The organism is Microbacterium sp. HSID17254 (assembly GCF_003989315.1).
Classification (GTDB): Bacteria; Actinomycetota; Actinomycetes; order Actinomycetales; family Microbacteriaceae; genus Microbacterium.
The window spans coordinates 1-18,804 of the sequence record NZ_RBLT01000039.1; the positions used below are offsets into that span (position 1 = coordinate 1).

20 protein-coding genes are annotated in these 18,804 nt (G+C 70.5%); 4 read left to right on the forward strand and 16 right to left on the reverse strand.

Translation table 11 applies throughout. The annotated features are described in order from the left end of the window. Positions 1-100: 100 nt before the first annotated feature. The 10 genes from D8M34_RS15255 to D8M34_RS15300 form a co-directional block, all read right to left on the reverse strand. Positions 101-913, reverse strand: coding sequence for a TIGR03943 family putative permease subunit (locus tag D8M34_RS15255; protein ID WP_062765693.1), 813 nt, complete (start codon positions 911-913; stop codon positions 101-103). Beyond that, positions 906-1,946: a permease gene (locus D8M34_RS15260; RefSeq protein WP_174235398.1), complete on the reverse strand. Its 1,041-nt coding sequence runs from the start codon at positions 1,944-1,946 to the stop codon at positions 906-908. The genes D8M34_RS15255 and D8M34_RS15260 overlap by 8 nt, the downstream gene beginning before the upstream one ends. Further along, positions 1,943-2,359: a Fur family transcriptional regulator gene (locus tag D8M34_RS15265; protein ID WP_025102734.1), complete on the reverse strand. Its 417-nt coding sequence runs from the start codon at positions 2,357-2,359 to the stop codon at positions 1,943-1,945. The genes D8M34_RS15260 and D8M34_RS15265 overlap by 4 nt, the downstream gene beginning before the upstream one ends. Positions 2,360-2,478: 119 nt before the next feature. Then, positions 2,479-3,351: a metal ABC transporter permease gene (locus tag D8M34_RS15270; RefSeq protein ID WP_370670668.1), complete on the reverse strand. Its 873-nt coding sequence runs from the start codon at positions 3,349-3,351 to the stop codon at positions 2,479-2,481. After that, positions 3,348-4,193, reverse strand: a complete 846-nt coding sequence (locus D8M34_RS15275) for a metal ABC transporter ATP-binding protein (RefSeq protein ID WP_378868476.1) — start codon at positions 4,191-4,193, stop codon at positions 3,348-3,350. Before D8M34_RS15275 ends, D8M34_RS15270 begins: the two co-directional genes overlap by 4 nt. Further along, on the reverse strand, positions 4,190-5,188 hold the full coding sequence (locus D8M34_RS15280; RefSeq protein ID WP_126894409.1) for a metal ABC transporter substrate-binding protein: 999 nt from the start codon (positions 5,186-5,188) through the stop codon (positions 4,190-4,192). Before D8M34_RS15280 ends, D8M34_RS15275 begins: the two co-directional genes overlap by 4 nt. Before the next feature lie 63 nt (positions 5,189-5,251). After that, positions 5,252-6,943 (reverse strand): glycoside hydrolase family 13 protein, encoded by a 1,692-nt coding sequence (locus tag D8M34_RS15285; protein ID WP_126894410.1) that lies wholly within the window; start codon positions 6,941-6,943, stop codon positions 5,252-5,254. Between the two features lie 37 nt (positions 6,944-6,980). After that, positions 6,981-7,859: a carbohydrate ABC transporter permease gene (locus D8M34_RS15290; protein WP_062765712.1), complete on the reverse strand. Its 879-nt coding sequence runs from the start codon at positions 7,857-7,859 to the stop codon at positions 6,981-6,983. Continuing rightward, the gene (locus tag D8M34_RS15295) at positions 7,859-8,803 is read right to left on the reverse strand and encodes a carbohydrate ABC transporter permease (RefSeq protein ID WP_172400071.1); all 945 of its coding nucleotides are present in this window, start codon (positions 8,801-8,803) and stop codon (positions 7,859-7,861) included. Before D8M34_RS15295 ends, D8M34_RS15290 begins: the two co-directional genes overlap by 1 nt. Continuing rightward, positions 8,800-10,125 (reverse strand): ABC transporter substrate-binding protein, encoded by a 1,326-nt coding sequence (locus D8M34_RS15300; protein ID WP_126894411.1) that lies wholly within the window; start codon positions 10,123-10,125, stop codon positions 8,800-8,802. Before D8M34_RS15300 ends, D8M34_RS15295 begins: the two co-directional genes overlap by 4 nt. Before the next feature lie 96 nt (positions 10,126-10,221). On the opposite strand from D8M34_RS15300, the gene D8M34_RS15305 reads away from it, so the two are divergent. Continuing rightward, positions 10,222-11,436 (forward strand): ROK family protein, encoded by a 1,215-nt coding sequence (locus tag D8M34_RS15305; RefSeq protein ID WP_126894412.1) that lies wholly within the window; start codon positions 10,222-10,224, stop codon positions 11,434-11,436. Between the two features lie 221 nt (positions 11,437-11,657). On the opposite strand, the gene D8M34_RS15310 is transcribed toward D8M34_RS15305, so the two are convergent. The 6 genes from D8M34_RS15310 to D8M34_RS15335 form a co-directional block, all read right to left on the reverse strand. Next, positions 11,658-12,329 (reverse strand): ArsR/SmtB family transcription factor, encoded by a 672-nt coding sequence (locus tag D8M34_RS15310; protein ID WP_197426471.1) that lies wholly within the window; start codon positions 12,327-12,329, stop codon positions 11,658-11,660. Between the two features lie 17 nt (positions 12,330-12,346). Continuing rightward, a complete protein-coding gene (locus D8M34_RS15315; protein WP_126894413.1) occupies positions 12,347-12,970 on the reverse strand; it encodes a flavin reductase family protein in 624 nt (207 codons plus the stop codon). 52 nt (positions 12,971-13,022) lie between these two features. Beyond that, positions 13,023-14,387, reverse strand: coding sequence for a dihydrolipoamide acetyltransferase family protein (locus D8M34_RS15320; RefSeq protein WP_025102745.1), 1,365 nt, complete (start codon positions 14,385-14,387; stop codon positions 13,023-13,025). A 28-nt stretch (positions 14,388-14,415) separates the two neighbouring features. Beyond that, positions 14,416-15,381, reverse strand: a complete 966-nt coding sequence (locus D8M34_RS15325; RefSeq protein ID WP_126894426.1) for an alpha-ketoacid dehydrogenase subunit beta — start codon at positions 15,379-15,381, stop codon at positions 14,416-14,418. An 11-nt stretch (positions 15,382-15,392) separates the two neighbouring features. Then, positions 15,393-16,520, reverse strand: coding sequence for a thiamine pyrophosphate-dependent dehydrogenase E1 component subunit alpha (locus tag D8M34_RS15330; protein ID WP_071329435.1), 1,128 nt, complete (start codon positions 16,518-16,520; stop codon positions 15,393-15,395). Positions 16,521-16,625: 105 nt separating this feature from the next. Next, complete coding sequence (locus D8M34_RS15335) at positions 16,626-17,693, reverse strand: histidinol-phosphate transaminase (protein WP_126894414.1); 1,068 nt, start codon at positions 17,691-17,693, stop codon at positions 16,626-16,628. A gap of 67 nt (positions 17,694-17,760) precedes the next feature. On the opposite strand from D8M34_RS15335, the gene D8M34_RS15340 reads away from it, so the two are divergent. Genes D8M34_RS15340 through D8M34_RS15350 form a run of 3 tightly spaced genes read left to right on the forward strand, consistent with a single transcriptional unit; the run spans position 17,761 to position 18,793 of the window. Further along, complete coding sequence (locus D8M34_RS15340; protein WP_126894415.1) at positions 17,761-17,967, forward strand: ribbon-helix-helix protein, CopG family; 207 nt, start codon at positions 17,761-17,763, stop codon at positions 17,965-17,967. A 3-nt stretch (positions 17,968-17,970) separates the two neighbouring features. Further along, positions 17,971-18,354 (forward strand): type II toxin-antitoxin system death-on-curing family toxin, encoded by a 384-nt coding sequence (locus tag D8M34_RS15345; protein ID WP_082750084.1) that lies wholly within the window; start codon positions 17,971-17,973, stop codon positions 18,352-18,354. Positions 18,355-18,388: 34 nt separating this feature from the next. Beyond that, positions 18,389-18,793 carry a phage holin family protein gene (locus tag D8M34_RS15350; protein WP_126894416.1) on the forward strand — a complete coding sequence of 135 codons (405 nt, stop codon included), beginning with the start codon at positions 18,389-18,391 and terminating at the stop codon, positions 18,791-18,793. Positions 18,794-18,804 lie beyond the last annotated feature (11 nt).

The window sequence follows — 18,804 nt, forward strand, 5'->3', positions numbered from 1 at the left end:
GGCCGCGGTCTGCTCCTCCGCGGCGCGCTCCTCCGCTTCCCGGGCGGCGCGCAGCTCGGCGCGGGTCCGCGGGACGGCGGGCGGCTCCGGCCGCTCGTCGTCAGTACTCATACGGGTCCTTCGGCTCGTCGATCGCCACCACATCGGTCGGCTCGATGTGCAGGGAACCGTCGTCGTCGGCGCGGACCTTCCCCGTGATCTCGACCCATTGTCCGGTCTTGTAGGCGTCGGCGTCGACGCTCACCGGCAAGGCGGCGGTCTGGGCGTCGATGACGCAGTGCGTGATGACGAGACGGGTGAGGTTGACGCCGTCTCCCTCACCGGGCGTGACGAAGCCCTGCAGCGTGACGTCGGCCCCGTCGTAGGCCGCGGTGTTCGTCGCGGCGGCGAAGACGCTCGCCCAGTCGCCCACACCGAAGGTCGAGGTGTCCGCGACCCCGAGGGCGACGGTGTCGGCCCCGGCGAACAGCGCGGTCTCCTCGCCGGCGCGGGACATCGCGAGCTCCACCGAGAGCGAGGCGGGCGGGAGGACGAGCGCGGAGACGACGACCCCGGTCGCGACCACGCCGCCGGCCAGCGCACCGACACCGGCGAGACGCCGGCGCGACAGCCCGGACGGGCGGTCGGCTTCGTCGTCCACGGACGCCGCCGGCTCGTCGGAGCGCGAGGCCGCGGGACCGTGGTCGTGTCCGTGGTCCTCCTCGGCCCCCAGCGGCAGCGCGCACGACCAGATCGCCCCGGCGAGCGTCACGACGGCGGCCGCGCACGCGAACCACACCGACTCCGGGCTGATGTAGAGGCTGAGACGGTCGGTCACCGCGAGGCCGAGGGTGACGACCGCGACGACGGATGCCAGGCCGATCCCCAGCCACCGGGTGGCGAGGGCGCGGGAGCGGGCGGAGAGCTCAGGCAAGGACGTTCACCCCGATCCCGATCGCGAAGGCCGATGCCAGCACGACAGCGGTGATGCCCACGAGCGTGCGGTTGGTGAAGGTCGTGCGCATCAGCGCGAGCATCTTGATGTCGACGAGCGGGCCGACCAGGAGGAACGCCACGAGCGCACCCGAGGAGAAGGTCGACGCGAACGACAGCGCGAAGAAGGCGTCGACGTTGGAGCAGATCGCCACGACGATCGCGAGCAGCATCATCGCGACGATCGACAGCACGGGGTTGGCGCCGATCGTGAGCAGGACGTCGCGCGGGATGAGCACCTGGACGGCCCCGGCGAGCGCGGAGCCGATCACGAGCGCCGGCATCACGGCCCGCAGCTCCACGAGGAACTGCGTGAGGCTGCGGCGCACCGGGGTTCCCGGTTCGTGCGTGACGCGCTCGCACGTATCGACGAAGCGCTGGGTGAGCAGCGACTCCGGCGAGGGGTGGCGGCTGTAGATCCAGCCGATCAGGTTCGCGATGAGGTAGCCGCCGACGAGGCGGGCGACGAGGATGCCGCCGTCCCACCCGAAGGCGGCGTGCGTCGTGAGGATCACGATCGGATTGACGATCGGCGCCGCGATGAGGAAGGTCAGCGCCTCCGCGGGGGCGAGGCCGCGCATCATGAGCCCGCGGGCGAACGGGACGTTGCCGCACTCGCAGACCGGGATGAGCATGCCGAGCAGGGAGAGCACCGCGCGACGGGCCCAGGCGCGGCGCGGGAGCCAGCGGTGGATGACGTCCGCCGGGAGCCAGACCTGCACGACGATCGACAGGAGCACGCCGAGCACCACGAACGGCAGCGCCTCGATGAGCACACTGAGGGCGAGCGTCAGGCCGTCCTGCGCTCGGGTGGGCAGCGAGGCCGGGAAGAGGGTGGGGAGGAAGGCGTCGATGAGGAACAGGGCCGCGATGATCACGACACCGATGCCGACGGCGATCCACGTCGAGCGCGGCGAGGGCGCTCGACGGTGCGTGTGGCCCGGACGGGTGGCCGTTCGTGCCGGGGCGGTCACGCTGTCGCAGCCCTCTCGGCGTCGCGCTTGTTGGCGCAGGGGGTGCAGAGCCCGAAGATGTCGACGACGTGGGCGGCCTCGGTGAAGCCGTGCAGGGCGGCGGTGCGATGCGCCCACTGCTCCACGTCCTTCGCCTCGATCTCGACCGTGAGGCCGCAGGATCGGCAGATGAGGTGGTGGTGGTGGCCCTGGGTGGTGCACGCCCGGTAGAGCGCCTCTCCTTCGGGGCTCTGCAGCGAGTCGGCGTCGCCGGCGGCCGCGAGCCCGGCGAGAGCGCGGTAGACGGTGGCGAGGCCGATCCCGGTGTTGTCGTCGCGGAGCGTCGCGTGCAGGCTCTGCGCGCTCACGAAACCGCGCGCGTCGGCGAGCGCTTCGCGCACACGTTCGCGCTGCCAGGTGTTCCGCTGAGCCATGCCATCGATTCTAGGCCGGGACGGTTGGCGAGGGCTGGGAGCGGCCTTCCCCGCTTCGAATCGCCCGATTGGCGGCATCTCCGGCCGAAATGGAGCCAGGTGCGCGACGTGAAGCAGGGTCAGACGCGGGTGACCCGGGAACGGACGCGCTGCACGATCCAGCACACGACGTAGATCGTGAAGGACAGGGTCGTGATGTAGGGGCTCACCGGGAGGGTTCCGGCGAGCGCGAGGAGGATCCCGCCGACGGCCGACACGAACCCGAACACAGCCGCCAGCACCGGCACCGCGACAGGGCCCGCCGTGATTCGCATGGCGGCGGCCGCCGGTGTCACCAGCAGCGCCATCACCAGCAGCGCGCCGATGATGTGCACGCTCACCGCGACGATGAGCCCCAGCAGCACCATGAACAGCAGGCTCACGGTGCGGGTGGGCACCCCGCGGGCGGCCGCCGACTCCGGGTCGAGCGAGTCGAAACGCAGCGGATTCCACATCACGAGCAGGCCGAGCAGCACCACGAGGCTGATGCCGATGAGCCAGCCGAGGTCGGGGCTCGAGACCGACACGATCTGCCCCGTCAGGAGGCTGAACCGGTTGGCGCTCCGGCCGTCGTACAGCGACAGGAACAGGATGCCGAGACCGAGCCCGAACGGCATGAGCACGCCCACGATCGAGTTGCGGTCCCTGGCCTTGGCGCCGAGGACCCCGATGAGGATCGCCGCCACGAGGGCTCCGCCGAGGGAGCCGAGCACGACGCTGCCGCCGAACAGCAGCGCCGCCGCCGCTCCCGCGAAGGAGAGCTCGCTCACCCCGTGCACCGCGAAGGCGAGATCGCGCTGCATGACGAAGACCCCGATGAGGCCGCCGACGAGGCCGAGCACGGCACCCGCGATGATCGAGTTCGAGAGCAGGGCGACGAGCTCGCCGTAGTCCTGGAAGGAGAAGATGTCGTCCCAGCCGACCATCGGGACGAGGGCGGACGCGGCGGTCATGCGGCGCCCCCGTGCTCGTGGTCGTGGTGCGGCTCCGCATCGGGGACGCCGACCACGACGAGGCGGTCGCCGGCCCGGAGCACGAACACCGGGGTGCCGTAGAGATCCGTCAGCACGCGGGTCTGCAGCACCTCCTCCGGGGTCCCGAGGAGGAACCGGCCCCCGGCGATGTAGAGGATGCGGTCGACGCGGTTCAGGATCGGGTTGACGTCGTGCGTGACGAAGAGCACCGCGGCCCCGCGCTCCCGACGCTGGCGGTCGATGATGTCGGTGACGGCGACCTGGTTGGCGAGGTCGAGGTTCGACAGCGGCTCGTCGCAGAGCAGCAGCGCGGGCTCGTCGGCCAGCGCCTGTCCGACCCGGAGGCGCTGCTGCTCCCCGCCGGAGAGCAGGCCCACGCGGCGGTCCGCGTAGGAGGTCGCCCCGACCGCGGCCAGCAGCGCGTCGACCTTCGCCCGGTCGCCGCGGTGCGGGACCGGAAAGCCGAAGCGGCTGCCCTGCACGCCGAGGGCGACGAGGTCACGGGCCCGCATGCTCGTGTCGGGCGCGAGCGCACGCTGCTGCGGGATGTACCCGATGCGGGCGTTGCCGCGGTGCACGGGCTCGCCGGCCACGCGGATGCTGCCGCGGGACAGGGGCTGGAGTCCCAGGATGCTGCGCAGGAGCGTCGTCTTCCCGGAGCCCGACGGACCGAGCACCGCGATGAACTCGCCGGGCTGCACCGTGAGGTCGAGTCCCGACCAGAGCTCGCGGTCGCCCCGCTGCAGGGCGCCGTCGGCGATCTCGAGGACCGGACCGGTCTCCCTCGCGGGTCGCTGAGCCTGTGAACGGGCTCCGCTCACGACTGGACGGCGGCGGCGAGGCTCTGGATCGCGTCACTCATCCACTCAGAGTACGACGATCCGTCCTCGAGCAGCTCCGTGAACGCGACCACGGGCACCCCGGCGTCCTCCGCGGCCTTCTCCACGCGCTCCGTCTCCGCGCCGCCGGTCTGGGCGTTGGTGAGCACGGCGGTCACATCGCCGGACCCGACGACCTGCAGCGCCTCGAGCAGCACGGCGGGCGCGACATCGCTGCCCTCCTCCACCGACTCCGCGAAGCCCTCGGGGGTGACGTCGGTGAGCCCGGCGGCCGTGGCCAGGTATCCGGGCAACGGCTCGGTCATGAACACCGTCGCACCGGCGGCGTCCGCCTTGATCGCCTCGAGGTCGCCCTCGAAGCCCTCCAGCTCCGCGACGAGCTCGTCCGCGTTCGTGCGGAACGTGTCGGCGCCGTCGGGGTCGATCTCGGTGAGCTCGTCGGCGATCGCCTCGACGACGTGGATCATCGTGTGCGGGTCGAACCAGACGTGCTCGTTGAAGCCCTCGATGTGGTCGTGGCCGGCGTGCTCGTCCTCGCCCTCGGCGTGCTCGTGATCGTGCGGCTCCTCGGTCGCGGCCTCGTGGTCGGCGTGATCGTCGTGGCCCTCGTTGCCCGGGTAGTCGTGCGAGAACTCCACCGCGGTGACGACGTGCGGGTCCTGCGCATCCTGCAGGAGGCTGTCGATGAACGCATCGTAGCCGCCGCCGTTCTCCACCACGAGGTCGGCCTTCTGCAGCGTGAGGCGGTCGCGAGCGCTCGCCTCGTAGGAGTGCGGGTCCTGGGTGACCGAGTCGATGATCGAGGTGACGTCGACCCGGTCTCCGCCGACCTGCGCGGCGATGTCGCCGTAGACGTTGGTGCTGGCGACGACCGTCACCGCGCCGTCGTCCTCCGCCGCGCCGGAGGTCGACGAGCATCCGGCCAGGGAGAGGGCGGCGACGGAGGCGAGCGTGAGGGCGAGGGCGGGCTTCTTCATGCATCCCACTCTAAACGCTAATGAGAACCATTATCAAACCGGCCCTCGCCCGTCGGTGCCGCCTCAGCTCGTGAGCGCCCCCGGGGCGACCCACACCGTGGCCTCGCCCGGCAGCTCGGACCCGTCCACGGCGACGGTCGACAGCACGGCGTCGTCGGCCGCAGCGCCCAGATCGAACGGCACGGTACCGAAGTTGGTCACGACCTCCCACCCGTTCGGGCGGCGGAACCGCAGCACGTCCTCCCGACCCGTGTCGACCCACTCGAGCGTCTCCCCGGTCTGCAGCAGTCGTCGCAGCCGCAGCGCCTCGCGGTACAGGTTGAGGGTCGAGCCGGGGTCGGCGTCCTCCACCTCCACCGCATGCTCCGCGAACCAGGCGGGCTGCGGCAGGTGCGCGCCGGCGGCGCCGAAGCCGTACGAGCTGCCGGACGCCGTCCATGGCAGAGGCACGCGGCAGCCGTCGCGGCCCAGGCCGTCGAAGTCCGCGCCGCGGAAGAACCCGGGGTCCTGACGCTGGTCGGGCGCGATCTCCGCGACCTCGTGCAGGCCCAGCTCCTCGCCCTGATAGAGGTAGGCGCTGCCGGGCAGGCCGAGCAGCAGCAGCGTCGCGGCGTGCGCCCGGCGCAGGCCGCCCTCGCGGTCGAGGCCCTCCTCCGGGCCGCCGGCGCGCACCCACTCGGTGCCCTGCTTGACCGCGCGGCCGCGCAGCGGCGGCAGGCCGTAACGGGTGGCGTGCCGCGTCACGTCGTGGTTCGAGAGCACCCAGGTGGTCGACGAGCCTGCGGCCTGCGCCTGAGCGAGGTTGTCGGCGATGATGCGCTGGAAGTCGGCGGCGTCGAAGTCGGCGACGAGCAGGTCGAAGTTGAACGCCTGCCCGAGCCCCTCCGCGGAGGCGTACTTCGCGCGGCGCTCCGGGGTCTCCACCCACGCCTCGGCGACCGCGGTGCGCGGCGGGTCGTACTCGTTGAAGACCGCCCGCCACTGGGCGTAGATCTCGTGCACGTCGTCGCGGTCGATCATCGGATGCGTGCCGGAGGTGCGGTCCATCGCGTCGAGCTCCGCGCGGGACGGCAGCGGCTCGGTGAGGTCCTTCGTCAGCATGTGGGCCACATCGATGCGGAAGCCGTCCACGCCGCGGTCCGACCAGAAGCGGAGCGTCGTGAGGAAGTCCTCGCGCACCTCCGGGTGGTCCCAGTTCAGGTCGGGCTGCTCGACCGCGAAGTTGTGCAGGTACCACTGACCGTCCGCGACGCGCTCCCAGGCGCTGCCGCCGAAGACCGAGACCCAGTCGGTGGGCGGCTCCGCACCGTCGGGGCCGGTGCCCTCCCGGAAGATGTAGCGCTCCCTGGCGGCCGAGCCGCGGCCGGCGGCGAGCGCCTCCTGGAACCAGGCGTGCTGGTCGGAGGTGTGGTTGGGGACGATGTCGACGACGACGCGGATGCCCCGCGCGTGCAGCGCCTCGACCATGGCGTCGAAGTCGTCGAGGGTGCCGAGGCGGGGGTCGACGTTCCGGTAGTCCGCCACGTCGTACCCGCCGTCGGCGAGCTCCGACGGGTAGAACGGGCTCAGCCACACCGCGTCGATGCCGAGCTCGGCGAGGTAGTCGGCGCGCGACACGATCCCGGGGATGTCACCCAGGCCGTCGCCGTCGGCGTCCGCGAAGCTCCGCGGATAGATCTGGTACACGGCGGCCTGACGCCACCAGGTCGCGGTCTTGTCGTCTTCGCGGGTCGCGGTGAGCAGCGAATCGGTCATGAGGAAGAGGCTCTCCTTGTTTCTTGCGGGGGTCGGGTCAGCCCTTGACGGCACCCTGCGTGACGCCCTCCATCACCCAGCGCTGAGTGAAGAGATAGGCGACGATCGCGGGAGCCATGGCCATCAGGTACGAGGCGAAGGCGACGTTGTAGTTGTTGCTGAACTGGTTCTGGAAGAGGTTCTGCCGCACCGGGAGCGTCTGCAGCGCCGGGTCGGAGATGATCAAGGACGGCATCATGAAGTCGTTCCAGGCGTAGAGGAAGGCGAAGATGCCGACCGTGGCGCTCATCGGCGCGAGCAGCGGGAAGATGAGCCGCCAGAACGTCTGCCAGGTCGTGGCGCCGTCGATCCGCGCGCTCTCCTCCAGTTCGATCGGGATCGAGCGCAGGAACGCCGTGAACAGCAGCACGCTGAAGCTGAGCTGGAACATCGTGGCGAGGATGATCACGCCGAACGGGTTGTCGAGGCCGACGCGTCCGGTGAGCTGGATCTGCGGAAGGGCCACGACGGGGAACGGAATGAACATCGCCGCGAGCAGGTAGAAGAACGAGTAGCGGAACAGCCGTCGGTCCCAGTTGCGCACGATCGCGTATGACGCGAAGGCCGCGAGCACGATCGTCGCGATGACCGTGCCGGCCGTGACGAGCAGCGAGATCGCGGCGCCCACCGGGAACTTCGTGAGCGTCCACGCCTGCACGAAGCCGTCGACGCTGAACGGCGCCGGCAGCGAGAACGCGTTGCCGTCGACGGCCTGGCCGGTGGTCTTGAACGCCATCGAGATCGTCACGTACAGCGGGATGAGGATCGTCGCCGTGCACAGGATCAGGATGATGGTGCCCGACCAGTTGACGCGCTCCATCTTCTGCCGCTTCCGGCGTCCGTCCGCGGGGATGGTGGTGAGGGTCTCCGTCGACATCAGAACGTGTTCCTTCCGCGGGTCAGCGAGAGCTGGAGGACGGAGATGAGCACGGCCACGATGAAGAAGATCGTGGCGTTGGCCATCTGGTAGGCGTAGTCGCCGCCGTTGAAGCCCGCGATGATCGTCATCGCGACGCTGCGGGTGGCGGTGCCCGGGCCGCCGTTGGTGAGGCCGACGATGATGTCGTAGGCGTTGAGGAAGCCCTTGAAGCCGAGGATCACGTTGATGACGACGTATCCGGCGACGAGGGGGATCGTGATGCGGGTCAGCTGCTGCGTGCGGCTGGCGCCGTCGATGCTCGCCGCCTCGTACACCTCGCCCGGCACCGACAGGAGTCCGGCGATGTAGATGAGGAGGGTACCGGGGACCGCCTGCCAGGCGGTGACGATCACGATCGCGACCCAGGCGAGATCGGGGTTGGCGAGCAGGCTCGTCTCCAGCCACGGGATGCCGGTGGCCGCGCCCGCCGCGGGGATCGAGTTCGAGAACAGGAAGTTGAAGACGTAGGCGATGATGATGCCCGAGATCACCATCGGGATCACGAAGATCGTCCGCAGCCCCGTCTTGAACCGGATGCGGGAGGTGAGGCCGACCGCCAGCAGGAACGCGATGACGTTGACGACGATCACGGTCGCGATCGAGAACCCGAAGGTGAAGAGGTAGCTCTGCAGGATCGCCGGGTCGCTGAACAGCGCGATGTAGTTCGTCAGCCCGTTGAAGCTCCACTCGCCGATGCCGATGGAGTCGGTGAAGCTGAAGAAGATGCCGATGACACCGGGGACGGTGATCGCGAGCGTGAAGATCACGAGGGTCGGCAGGAGGAACAGGTAGTAGATCGGCTCGACGCGGCGGGTGTGGCGGCGGATCTTCCGCGGCCCGCCGGTGAGGATGGCGGTGGTGCTCGTCCCGGCGTCGGCGCCGGTGGTCGTGGTGGTGCTCATGGCGCGGACTCCTCTGTCTCGCCCGATGCGGAATCCTCGGAGCTCGGGATGGGGGCGCGGAAGGCGATGCGGGCCCAGTCGGCGTCCATGGTCCGGAGGATGGACGACGGGGCGGCGCCGAGGACCATGGCCTGCGCGTAGTTGAAGATCGGCAGGGTCTTCGGGACGAGCACCGAGGGGCCCTGGTAGATGCGGCCCTCGTCGTAGTACGGGATCATGCCCTCGATGCGCGGGTCGTCCGGCGGCGCCGCGTCGGTCGTCGGGGTGAACCCCAGCTGCGAGGCGTTGTACTCCTCGATGTTCTCGGGGAGGTAGAGGTACTCCAGGAAGTCGCGCGCGGCCTCCTGGTGCCGGGACTCCTCGGGGATCATGACCGCGAGGTCCATGTTCACGCGGACCGCGAGGTCGTCCGGGTCGTCGGTCATGGGCAGCGGGAAGGTGCCGAGGTCGAGGTCGGGGTCGGTCTTGGCGATCTCGCTGAACGCCCACGGCCCCTGCAGGTACATCGCGGCCTCGCCCTTCGCGAAGGCGAGGTTCCCGTCTCCGTACGCCCGGCTCGCGGCGTCCTCGTTCGTGTATTCGTCCGCGAGCACCATCATCCTGTCCATCGGCTCCGCGAAGTCCTTCTCGAAGGAGACCTCCGAGTCCGGCCCGACATCGGTGCCCTCGGCGGCGAGCGCGTCGAAGAACGCCAGCACGTCGAGCGAGCCGCCGACGGCGTAGTCGTACCACCCCTGTCCGACCGTCCAGTCGTCCTTGAAGGTGGCGTAGAACGGATCGATCCCGGCCTCACGGAGGCTGTCGCTGACGGCGAGGAGCTCGTCCCAGGTCTGCGGCACCTCCAGGCCCTGCTCCGCGAAGATCTGCTTGTTGTAGATGACCGAGGCGGCCATGACCGAGTAGGGCAGGGCGCTGGTGCGGCCCGCGCAGGAGCCGTACTGGTCCATGAGCGGCTGCAGGTCCTCGCGGATCCCGGCGGCGGCCTCGGTGTCGGAGAGATCGGTGAGCGCGCAGCGCTGCACGAACCGGGCGACCTCGTAGTTGTAGTTGGCGAGCATGATGTCGGGCGGATTGCCCCGGACGAAGCTCGCGGAGACGACGTCGACGCCGGACGTGTCGATCTCCACCCGCACGTCGTCCTGCGACGCGTTGTACTCCGCGACGAGCTCCGTCATGAACGGGATGGCCTCGCGCTTGCTGAACGTGAATCGGATGGTCTCCGCTCCCCCGCCGGCGGCGCAGCTCGTGAGCGCCGTGCCGGTCAGCACGAGACCGAGCGCTCCGGCGGCCCAGCGCACCGCCCGTGATCGTGTGGCAGACACCGTCGTCCTTTCGTAGATCCGCGGAGTAAATCTAGTGAGCGAATTTAGTCCGTCTAGAGGTACTGTCTCATCTGGGCGACAGAAAGGTCAAGGGGAGTGGCAGAGGTCTCGACAGGACTCGGCACCGGCCGCGCGAGTGTGAGCGCGGTGCTCGACTTCGCCTGGACGGCCGGCGAGTTCACCGCCACCGAGGCGATGGCCGGCACCTCGCTCACCCGCTCCACAGCCATCGACGCCATCGACACGCTCGTCACCGCCGAGGTGCTGCGCGAGCTTCCGAACGCTCGCGCCATCGGCGACTACCGCTCCGGACGCCCCGCGCGCCGCTTCGCCCTCGCGGCGGATCTCGGTGTGGTGATGGGCATCGACGCCGGGGACACCCACCTCGCGGTCACCGTCGCGGATCTGCTCGACCGCACGCTCGTGCATCATCGCGTGGAGGTCGACCCCGCGCAGAGCGTCGACGACCGCCGGGCGACGATCCTGCGGCATCTCGCCGCCGCGCGCGACGAGGCCGGGGTGCCCCCGGAGCGCGTGCTCGCGGTGTGCGCCGGCGTCGCCGCCCCCGTGAACCGCGACGGCATCTCACCCCCGCACCCCGACGGCTTCTGGGAGCGCACGAACCCCGGCCTCGCGGAGGCTCTGCGCGACTGGGCCCCGGTGGTCGAGGTCAAGAACGACGCCCAGCTGGCCGCGATCGCCGAGGGGACGCTCGGGGTCGCCGTCGGCTGCCGCGACTATGTGGCCCTGCTCGCCAGCGAGCGCTTCGGCGGCGGCGTCGTCGTCGACGGGCATGTGCTGCACGGCGCCCACGGCGGCGTCGGCGAGGGCGTGGTGTTCGACCACATCATCGGCGTCGGCTCGGCGGTCGGGTTGCGGTACGCGCTGGAGGAGCAGGCCCGGGCCGCCGTCGCGGAGGGCGAGGCCCCCGCCGATGGAGCCCTCGGCCGGCTCGTGGCGGACGGGCCGGTCGACCCCCGACTGGTGCTGACGCTCGCCGCCTCCGGAGACCCCGACGCCCTCCACGTCGCCGAGCGCGTGGGCGCGACCCTCGCCCGCGTCGTCGGCGTGCTCGGCAGCATGTACGACCCCGCGCGCGTGATCATCTGCGGCGCCGTGGCGGAGAGCATCGAACCCGTGCTGGCCGCCGCCCGCCGCATCCTCCCCGACGAGCTGCACCTGCCCGCGCCGGAGATCCTCGCCTCGACGCTCGGCGCGGAGGTCGTGTCGGCCGGCGCGATCGCGACCGCCCGGAAGGCCGCCAGGGAACGGGCCGTCCCCTGCCTCGCGGAACAGCGTCTCACCGCCTGACCCTCTCCCTCCCCTCGCCAGAACAGGCAAGCACGGGGGTTCAGGCTCTCCCACCCCTGGCAGCCTGTTTCCGCGCGAATGCCTGTGTCGCGGTCAGCTGTCGCGAGAACAGGCCCCCGCGCGGACTCAGGCGAACGCGGGAGTTCAGGCTCTCCCACCCCTAGCAGCCTGTTCCCGCGCGAACGCCTGTGTCGCGCGTCGCACGGACGGGGTGGTCGCGGTCAGGACAGTGTCGGCGGAATACCGAAGAGGCTGTGGAAGGCGGCCGTGCCGGCGGGAGAGATCGTCACGGCGCGCGAGGTCTGCTGAGCGTGGATCCAACCCCTGTCGCGCGCGGCGCGGAGGAGGACGGCTCCGAGGTGACCCGAGAGATGCGAGCGCCGTTCGGTCCAGTCGAGGCAGCTCCGCACAAGAGGACGACGAGACGACGGCACCAACGCGTCCGGCCCCGCGATGCTCTCGAACAGGTCGCGCCCCGTCGCGGTCACCGCGAGGTCCGGCGTGAGGTGCCCCCGCTCGACGAGCGCGTCGAAGAGGGCGACCCCCAGGCGACCGGCGAGGTGGTCGTAGCAGGTGCGGGCCAGGGCCATGCCGTCTCGCGCCGTCGCCGAACGAAGGCTCGAGACGGGAGCCGCCTTCCCGGCGTATGCCGTCGCGGCCTCGATGATGTGCGCGGCGTCAGAAGACGCGAGGGTGACGTAGGAGTGCCGCCCCTGTCGGCGGAGTGCGACGAGCCGGACGTCGAGGAGCGTCGTCAGGTGCTCCGACGCCGTCGACCTCGACACCCCGGCGGCACGCGCGAGCTCGCCGGACGTCCATGCCCGGCCGTCGAGGAGCGCCAGACACATCTGCACCCGCGTCGGGCTGCTGAGCGCGTGTCCCAGCTGGGACACGGAAGAGGGGTCGACGATCACGCCACGACGGGGTCGTCGAGGAGCGGCGCGCGGAAGTTGGAGCCGACCCGAGGCCCCTGGGCGAAGTAGTGGCGGAAGGCGTAGGAGAGAGGGTCCCACTTGTCCGTGTCGATGCGGTCCGGTCCGTGCGCCTTCAGGATGTCCTCGTGCACGTGGACCTGCAGGGCCTCGGCTTCGACCGCCAGCGCGTCGCCGCCGTCGATCGGGATGATCTGCGCCACGCGCGCTTCGATCTGCACCGGGCATTCCGCGATCCGGAGCGGGATCACCGCGTCCGACGGGACAGGGGTGAAGCCCCCGAGACTCCATTTGTCCGGTTCATGCCGGTACGCGGGAACCTTCTCGGCGGGAACCGGCGAGCGGCCGGTGGTCGGCGCGATCGCCTCCACGGCGTGCACGAGGTCGGCGGAGGGGAGGTTGATGACGAGGTCCCTGACCCGTTCGATATTCGCGGCCGCCTGTCCTTCGGCACCGAGCCCAAGCATGTACCGCGTCCCCAGCGCCCATGCGGACGAGATCGGGCTGATGTTCGAAGACCCGTCCGGGTTGACCGTGGTGATCAGCGCGAGGGGAGTCCCGAAGTACAACACCGGCAGGTCGACGCTCCGCGTGGTTCTCATCCATCCATTCTCGCCACCCGATCGTTCGGGCCACGCCGAAGTGTGGACTCCCTCAGTCCACCAGGAGCGCGGGCTCCTCGAGGATGGAGGCGACGTCGGCGATGAAGCGGCTCATGCCGTCGCCGTCGATCACGCGGTGGTCGAACGAGCCGGCGACCGTGGTCACCCAGCGCGGGCGCACCTCGCCGTCGACGACCCAGGGCTTCTGGCTGATCGTGCCCATGGCGACGATGCCGGCCTCGCCCGGGTTGATGATCGGAGTGCCCGCGTCCATCCCGAACACGCCGATGTTCGTGATGGTGATCGTGCCGTTCTGCTGGTCCGCCGGCGGCGTCTTGCCCTCGCGTGCCGTGAGCGTGAGCCGGTTCAAGGCGCGGGCGAGGTCCTTCATGCTGAGGTCCTGCGCGTCCTTGATGTTCGGCACGAGCAGACCCCGGGGCGTGGCGGCGGCGATGCCGAGGTTCACATAGTGACGCACGGCGATCTCGGCCCCGGCCTCCGTGTCGATCCAGGCCGCGTTAACCATCGGCGTCCGGCGGACCGCCCAGATCACCGCGCGGGCCATGATGAGCAGCGGCGAGACCTTGATGTCGGCGTAGTCGGGCGAGGCCTTGAGGCGCTTGACGAGCTCCATCGTGCGGGTGGCGTCGATCTCCTTCCACACCGTCACGTGCGGGGCGGAGTACGCGCTCTGCACCATCGCCGACGACGTCGCCTTGCGCACGCCCTTGACGGGGATGGACTCGGTGCGGTCGTCGCCGGCCGCCGACGGGCGCACCGGCGCGAGGCCGCGCGCCAGGCCGGACGGGGCCTGCGGTGCCGGGACGGTCTCCTCGCGCACGCTCCCCCACTCCGGGGTCTCGATGTTGCGGAAAACGCTGGCCTGGGAGGCGTGCTTCATCACGTCGTCGCGGGTGACCTCGCCGTCGGCACCCGTGGGCGTCACGCTCGTGAGGTCGACGCCGAGGTCGCGGGCGAGCTTGCGGATCGGCGGCTTCGCGATCACGCCGACCGACGACCGGACGGGGCGCTCGGCCGGGCGCTTCCGCCGCGAGGTCGCACCGCTTCCGGAGCCGTAGCCGACGAGGACCGACCCGCCGCCCTCCTCGGGTGCGGGCGCCTCCGCCGTGGCGACGGTCCCGGGTGCGACCGAACCGGTCCCCGAGCCGGCCGCGGGGTCGGTCACGAAGGTGATGATCGGGGTGCCGACCTCGACCGTCGCCCCCTCGTCGACGAGCAGCTCACCGACCACGCCCGCGTGCGGGGAGGGCAGCTCGACCAGGGACTTCGCGGTCTCGATCTCGCAGATGACGTCGTTGATGGCCACCCGGTCACCCGGGGCCACCTTCCACGCGACGATCTCGGCCTCGGTCAGCCCTTCGCCGACGTCCGGAAGGGGGAAGTTCTGCGTGCTCATGACGGGTCCTTTCGGCGGATGCCGGGTGTCAGTAGGCCAGGGAGCGGTCGACGGCTTCGAGGATGCGGTCGGCATCCGGCAGGTAGGCGCCCTCGAGCTTCGCGGGCGGGAACGGGGTGTCGTACCCGGATACCCGCAACACGGGAGCCTCGAGGGCGTAGAACGCGCGCTCCATCACGGTCGCGGCGATCTCGCTGCCGAGGCTCGTGAATCCCGGAGCCTCCTGCGCGTAGACCATGCGACCGGTCTTGCGCAACGACCCGAGGATCGGCTCGTAGTCCACCGGCGACAGCGAGCGCACGTCGACGACCTCGCAGCTCGTGCCCTCGGCCTCGGCGAGCGCGGCGGCCTGGAGCAGCGTAGTGACCATGGCGCCGTGTCCGACGAGCGTCACGTCGGTCCCGGTCCGCACCACCCGCGAGGAGTGCAGCGGGACGGCGGGGGCGTCGAGCTCGACCTCGCCCTTCGGCCAGTACCGGCTCTTCGGCTCCAGGAAGATCACCGGATCGTCCGACGCGATGGCCTCCTGGATCATCCAGTAGGCATCGTTCGCGGTCGACGGCGACACCACCCGCAGACCGGGGGTGTGCGTGAAGTAGGCCTCCGGGCTCTCCTGGTGGTGCTCGACCGCCCCGATGTGCCCGCCGTACGGGATGCGGATCACGACGGGCAGCCGCAGCGACCCCTCGTGCCGGTTGGTGAGCTTGGCGAGCTGGGTGGTGATCTGGTCGAACGCGGGGAAGACGAAGCCGTCGAACTGGATCTCGACGACAGGACGGAACCCGGCCATCGCGAGGCCGATCGCGGTGCCCACCAGGGCCGACTCCGCGAGCGGGGTGTCCAGCACGCGCTGCTCCCCGAAGTCGCGCTGCAGGTGCTCGGTGATGCGGAACACGCCGCCGAGCTTGCCGATGTCCTCGCCCATGAGGAGGACCTTGGGGTCGTCCTCCATCGCCTTGCGCATTCCGGCGTTCAGCGCCTTGCCCAGCGGCATGGTCTCCCGGGTCACTGGCCCTCTCCTTCGAACGACGCCTCGTAGCGGGCGCGCCACGCTTTCTGCTCCTCGATCAGCGGATGCGGCTCGCTGTACACGTGGTCGAACATGAGGTCGGCGCGGGGCGGGCCGAGCTGCACGGTGCGGGCGCGGAGGTCTTCCGCGGCATCGGCGGCCTCGGCGTCGACCTCGGCGAAGAAGCTCTCCTCGGCGCCGCGGTTCTCCAGGAAGGCGCGCATACGGACGATCGGGTCACGCCCGGCCCACGCGAGCTCCTCGTCATCGCCGCGATACTTCGTGGGATCGTCGCTGGTCGTGTGCGCGCCGAGCCGGTACGTCACGGCCTCGATGGCACGGGGTCCGCCGCCGGCGCGCGCCTCGTCGAGGGCCACGCGGGACACCGCGTAGCTGGCGAGTACGTCGTTGCCGTCCACGCGGACGCTCGGGATGCCGTACCCGGCGCTGCGCTGCACGAGCGGCACCCGGGACTGCGTGGTGACGGGGACCGAGATGGCCCAGTGGTTGTTCTGCAGGAAGAAGAGCGTCGGGGCCTGGTAGCTGGCCGCGAACACCATGGCCTCGTGCACGTCGCCCTGGCTGGAGGCGCCGTCGCCGTAGTAGACGACGACCGCCTCGTCGCGCTCGGGGTCGCCGGTGCCGGTGCGGCCGTCGAACGTGAGGCCCATCGCATAGCCGGCGGCGTGCAGCACCTGGGAGCCGAGCACGAGCGTGTACAGGCGGGTGTTGCCGTTCTTCGGATCGGTCGGGTCCCAGCCGCCGTGGGAGACACCGCGCATGAGCTTGATGATGTCGACCGGGTCCACGCCGCGGATCCGCGTGACCGCGTGCTCGCGGTACGAGGGGAAGATCGTGTCCTGCGCGCGGGCGGCCCGACCGGAGCCGACCTGCGCCGCCTCCTGTCCGCGGCTCGGCGGCCACAGGGCGAGCTGGCCCTGGCGCTGCAGGTTGGTGGCCTGGGTGTCGATCGCGCGGATGCCCACCATGTCGCGGTAGAACTGCGCGAGCTCGTCGTCGGGGATGGCCTCGATGAGCGGCAGGTACTGCTCCGCGGCCGGCGTCGGGGCGACCTTTCCGGTCTCGTCCAGAACGCGCACGAGGGGGGTCTCAGAGGTGCTCACGGCCCCCACGCTACCCGCGTCGGCATGCCGGGTCACGCATACCTAGGACGCCCTCGTATCTCCCCGGAACCCCGAGATTCCGCGGTTCGCAGGGCGGTGCCGCGCTCAGCGGAGGGTCGCCGCGACCTCGAGCACGCGGGCGACGGCCGCCTCCTCGCCGACGGAGATCCGGATGCCGTCACCGGAGAACGGACGCACGATCAGGTCGGCGTCGACGAACGCCGCTGCGACCTCGTCGGTGCGCGCGCCGGTCGGCAGCCAGACGAAGTTGCCCTGGGCGTCCGGCACCTCCCAGCCCTGCGCGCGGAGCCCCTCGACGAGACGGGCGCGGCGTTCGACGATCACGGCGACGCGCTCCAGGAGCTCGGCTTCGGCGTCGAGGCTCGCGATGGCGGCGTTCTCGGCCGCGGACGTGACCGACAGCGGGATGCCGGTCGTCCGTGCCGCGTCGAGCACCTTCTCGTGGCCGATCGCGTAGCCGACCCGGAGCCCGGCCAGACCGTAGGCCTTGGAGAACGTGCGGAGGACGACCACGTTCGGGTGCGCCTCGAAGACGCGCTCGGCCAGGCCGTCGACGGCATCGGGGGCGGTGACGAACTCGGCGTAGGCCTCGTCGAGGATGATGAGCACGTCGGACGGCACGCGGTCCACGAACGCCGCGAACTCGGCAGAGGTGACGATGGGTCCGGTCGGGTTGTTCGGCGTGCAGACGATGATCGCGCGTGTGCGGTCGGTCACGGCGTCGGCCATCGCGTCGAGGTCGTGGCGGGAGTCGGCCGTCAGCGGCACCTGCACCCCGGTCGCGCCCGCGACCAGCGGCAGGCTCGGGTACGCCTCGAACGACCGCCAGGCGTAGACGACCTCGTCGCCGACCGATGCGGTGGCGAGGATGAGCTGATGCAGGATCGCGACACTGCCGGAGGCGACATGGACCTGCTCGGGCTCGACCCCGTAGCGGGCCCCGAGCCGCGCACGCAGGCGGCCGGCGGTGGCATCGGGATACCGGTTCATCGGCGTCGTGTGCTGCAGCGCGTCGAGGACCGAGGGCAGCGGGTCGAACGGGTTCTCGTTGCTGGAGAGCTTGAAGGCCTCGGGACCTGCCTGCTTGCCCTGGCGGTACGGCGCGAGGGAGGCGATGGCGGGGCGGATGCGGGGCAGGGTCGGCTCGGTCACGCGTCGAGTCTAGGACGTGCGGCCAGCCACCCTTTCGAGGCCGAGGGTGCGGTGATACCATTCTGGTATGGCTATGACGGTGCGACTCCCTGAGGAACTCGATGCGCGGCTCGAAGACATCGCACGAGCCCGGCACGTCTCCAAGCACGCCGTGATCATCGAGGCGGCCACTCGGTTCGCGAACAGCGTGTCCAAGACCGATCGAGTTCTGGCGCTCGCGGACGAGGTGACCGAACGCTACGGCGACGCCATCACGCGCCTCGAAGACGCCTGATCGATGGCCACCGAGTACATCGAGCCCGAGCAGGCCCTCGCGCTGATCGCGAAGCTCGGCCTGCATGTGCGCGACGAGGGGCTGCTCTTCTCCGCTCTGGCGCGACCCGCCGCCGGCATGTTCGGCGTCGATGCGTATCCGACGTTCGCGGAGAAGGCGGCGGCCCTGATGAGTTCCGTCGCCCAGAATCACGCGCTGTTCGACGGGAATAAGCGCACAGCGCTCTATCTCACCTTCATCTTCATCCGGCTGAACGGCTACGACATCACCTTCACGAACGACGAAGCCTTCGAGTTCGTCATCGATGTCGCGCAGAGCCGGATGGATCTCGGGGAGATCGCCCAGGTTCTCGCCGCCCACATCCGTCCGGTGGACGACCGCGGCTGACACCGCGGGCGGCGCGTGGGAGACTGAACGCATCATGCGCTTCATCATCCGGGTCGTCGTCAACGCGTTCGCCATCTGGGTCGTCACGCTCATCCCCGTGCTCCAGGTCACGGTGCGCGCCTTCCCGCCGGGCGAGACGCTGCAGCTCGTCCTGACGCTCCTCGCGGTCGGCGCCCTCTTCGCGCTGGTGAACACCATCATCGGCACGATCGTGAAGATCGTCGCCTTTCCGCTGTACATCCTCACGTTCGGCCTCATCGGCTTACTCATCAACGGCTTCCTGCTCTGGCTGACCGCGTGGATCACCAGCAGCTTCGGGTGGGGCCTGTCGGTCGAGTCGTTCTGGTGGGGCGTGCTCGCCGCGCTGATCATCTCGATCATCAACGGCATCTTCGGGTTCATCCTGCGTCCGCAGAACAAGCGCTCCCGCCGCGACTGACCCGTCTGCGG

Bases quoted from the DNA above. Each gene is read 5' to 3' on its own strand.
- D8M34_RS15270 (WP_370670668.1), bottom strand. From the start codon at position 3,351: ATGACCGCCGCGTCCGCCCTCGTCCCGATGGTCGGCTGGGACGACATC.
- D8M34_RS15295 (WP_172400071.1), bottom strand. From the start codon at position 8,803: ATGAGCACCACCACGACCACCGGCGCCGACGCCGGGACGAGCACCACC.
- D8M34_RS15285 (WP_126894410.1), bottom strand. From the start codon at position 6,943: ATGACCGATTCGCTGCTCACCGCGACCCGCGAAGACGACAAGACCGCG.
- D8M34_RS15290 (WP_062765712.1), bottom strand. From the start codon at position 7,859: ATGTCGACGGAGACCCTCACCACCATCCCCGCGGACGGACGCCGGAAG.
- D8M34_RS15280 (WP_126894409.1), bottom strand. From the start codon at position 5,188: ATGAAGAAGCCCGCCCTCGCCCTCACGCTCGCCTCCGTCGCCGCCCTC.
- D8M34_RS15265 (WP_025102734.1), bottom strand. From the start codon at position 2,359: ATGGCTCAGCGGAACACCTGGCAGCGCGAACGTGTGCGCGAAGCGCTC.
- D8M34_RS15345 (WP_082750084.1), top strand. From the start codon at position 17,971: ATGGCCACCGAGTACATCGAGCCCGAGCAGGCCCTCGCGCTGATCGCG.
- D8M34_RS15340 (WP_126894415.1), top strand. From the start codon at position 17,761: ATGGCTATGACGGTGCGACTCCCTGAGGAACTCGATGCGCGGCTCGAA.
- D8M34_RS15325 (WP_126894426.1), bottom strand. From the start codon at position 15,381: ATGCCGCTGGGCAAGGCGCTGAACGCCGGAATGCGCAAGGCGATGGAG.
- D8M34_RS15320 (WP_025102745.1), bottom strand. From the start codon at position 14,387: ATGAGCACGCAGAACTTCCCCCTTCCGGACGTCGGCGAAGGGCTGACC.
- D8M34_RS15315 (WP_126894413.1), bottom strand. From the start codon at position 12,970: ATGAGAACCACGCGGAGCGTCGACCTGCCGGTGTTGTACTTCGGGACT.
- D8M34_RS15350 (WP_126894416.1), top strand. From the start codon at position 18,389: ATGCGCTTCATCATCCGGGTCGTCGTCAACGCGTTCGCCATCTGGGTC.